Raw genomic sequence first — 2,492 nt, forward strand, 5'->3', positions numbered from 1 at the left:
CTGTAAATAAATTGAATTACTTTCAATTTTTAACTATCTATAAGGTGTGTCAACTAACTAGTGTTTATAAAATATTGAGAATACGCGAGTATTTGGAAGAAAAATTAACTTTATTGAGGGAGGGATAAGGTATGAAAAAGTATCTATTTTTAATTGTAACGTTACTATTAGTTGTTAGCGGGTGTACTGAAAAAGAAATAAAATTAACTGAGAATGCTAACATTGCCAAAAGCCATTTGGAACAGAGCGGTTATCAAGTTATTTCCTTTGAGGGAGAGAGTAGTCAGGAATTTAAAAGAAAGGATCTATTTACTTCCCCTAACCTAGAATTTTGGTCTGTTCAATATATGGAACCTGATGAATATTTTGATAAGGAAATAAATACTGTGACATTTATCGTAGAAAACCATCCATTAGATAACATCTATGAAATGGGGAAAACGAAGGTGACGGCTTGGTTAATTGATAATGAAGTAATTGGCGGTTGGTCCTCCCCAATTTCAAAGAATCATGATGAAGTAGGTTCCCCCTATTCTTTGGATGGTAAGACCGTGGAAGAAGTAAAAGGAGATCATTCAGATTGGTTAGAGGAATGGAAAAACAAATATAACGATTAAATAAGGTGTGATGAACAAACAAGGTGGTTAAGATGAAATCGCCTTTTTCTTTTGTTGCATAATCTTATTCTTCTTTTGTGATTGTCATAAATTACTATAAGCTAAGTAATTTTCTGCAAGCTTTGCTCATTAATATGTTTGAAAGTGAGCATATTATTTAGTATAAATACGTTTCTCTCTATATAATAGTAAACATTCCTTTTAAACTGTCTTACCCGAAATACACAAACTAGATACTAAATAAGATAGGAGATTATTATGACATCAAAGACAAAACTACCAACGTATAAGTTTTATATAAATGGTGAATGGAGAGAAAGTAGTTCCGGGCAGACTATTGATATACAGTCCCCGTATCTTCCAGAAACATTAGGTAAAGTTCAATCGATAACACAAGATGAAGTCGATGAAATAATTAGTTTCGCTCAAGCAGCTCAAAAAGATTGGGCAGAGGTCTCACTACAGGATCGTGCGAAATACTTATATAGATGGGCTGATGAATTAGTCAATATGCAAGATGAACTTGCAGAAATTATCATGAAAGAAGTTGGAAAAGGCGCTAACGATGCTAAGAAAGAGGTAGTACGTACAGCTGACTTTATCCGCTATACAGTTGAAGAAGCGCTTCATATGCATGGTGAAAGTATGTTGGGAGACAGTTTTCCAGGAGGATCTAAGTCGAAGATTGCAATTATAAACCGTGTTCCACGTGGTGTTGTTCTTGCAATTTCTCCGTTTAATTATCCTGTAAATCTATCAGCTGCTAAAATTGCACCAGCATTAATGGCTGGAAATGCAGTTGTCTTTAAACCAGCTACACAGGGTGCTCTAAGTGGTACTAAGATGATTGAAGCCCTAGATAAAGCTGGATTGCCTAAAGGTTTATTAGGATTAGTAACTGGCCGTGGATCCGTAATTGGTGATTATTTAGTGGAGCATAAGGGAATAAACATGATTTCCTTTACTGGTGGAACAAACACTGGTGTACAGCTTGCTAAAAAAGCAAATATGGTTCCATTAGTGCTTGAACTAGGTGGAAAAGACCCTGGAATTGTTCGAGAAGATGCCGATTTACAGGAAGCTGCAAAGCATATTATTAGTGGAGCTTTTTCTTACTCAGGACAACGTTGTACAGCAATCAAACGTGTATTAGTTCATGATAGTGTAGCGGATGAGCTTGTTGCTTTGTTAAAAGAGCAAGTTGAAAAGCTATCAGTAGGATCTCCGGAAGAAAATAATGTAATTGTTCCATTAATCAATGATAAATCAGCAGATTTCGTTCAGCATTTGGTGGATGATGCTGTAGAAAAGGGAGCAACAGTAGTAGCGGGGAATAAAAGAGAGGGTAATTTAATTTATCCAACCTTACTAGATCAAGTGACAGAAGAAATGGAAGTTGCTTGGGAAGAGCCATTCGGCCCAATTCTTCCAATTATACGTGTTTCTTCTGATGAAGAAGCAATCCGTATTGCAAATGAATCCGAATTTGGTTTACAGGCAAGTGTCTTTACGAAGGATATTAATCGAGCATTTGCTATTGCTAACCGAATTGAAGCAGGCTCTGTTCAAATCAATGGTCGTACTGAACGTGGCCCAGACCACTTCCCATTCATTGGTGTTAAAGGGTCTGGTATGGGAGCACAAGGTATCCGTAAGAGCTTAGAATCAATGACACAGGAAAAAGTTACTGTATTAAATATAGTAGAATAATTCTAAGGTGAACCAAGACCAGGGAAAATCCCCTGGTCTTTTTGTGTCATTTGAAAACCCCTGGCTATGCCGGGGGTTCCGGAGAGCTTATAGCGTGGTATTAAAATTAAAAAAGGCCTCTCTTCGTGATAAGATATAGTTGGTTTCCCGACCACTACATCAAAT

Annotated in this window: 2 protein-coding genes; both read left to right on the top strand. The window is 36.7% G+C overall.

Translation table 11 applies throughout. The features are described 5' to 3' along the window. Nucleotides 1–131: 131 nt before the first annotated feature. Nucleotides 132–617: a hypothetical protein gene (locus AAIB49_RS19725; RefSeq protein ID WP_343459051.1), complete on the top strand. Its 486-nt coding sequence runs from the start codon at nt 132–134 to the stop codon at nt 615–617. A gap of 258 nt (nt 618–875) precedes the next feature. Beyond that, nucleotides 876–2,327, top strand: a complete 1,452-nt coding sequence (locus AAIB49_RS19730; protein WP_343459052.1) for an NADP-dependent glyceraldehyde-3-phosphate dehydrogenase — start codon at nt 876–878, stop codon at nt 2,325–2,327. Nucleotides 2,328–2,492: the final 165 nt, after the last annotated feature.

The organism is Ornithinibacillus proteolyticus (assembly GCF_039581225.1).
Classification (GTDB): domain Bacteria; phylum Bacillota; class Bacilli; order Bacillales; family Amphibacillaceae; genus Ornithinibacillus; species Ornithinibacillus massiliensis.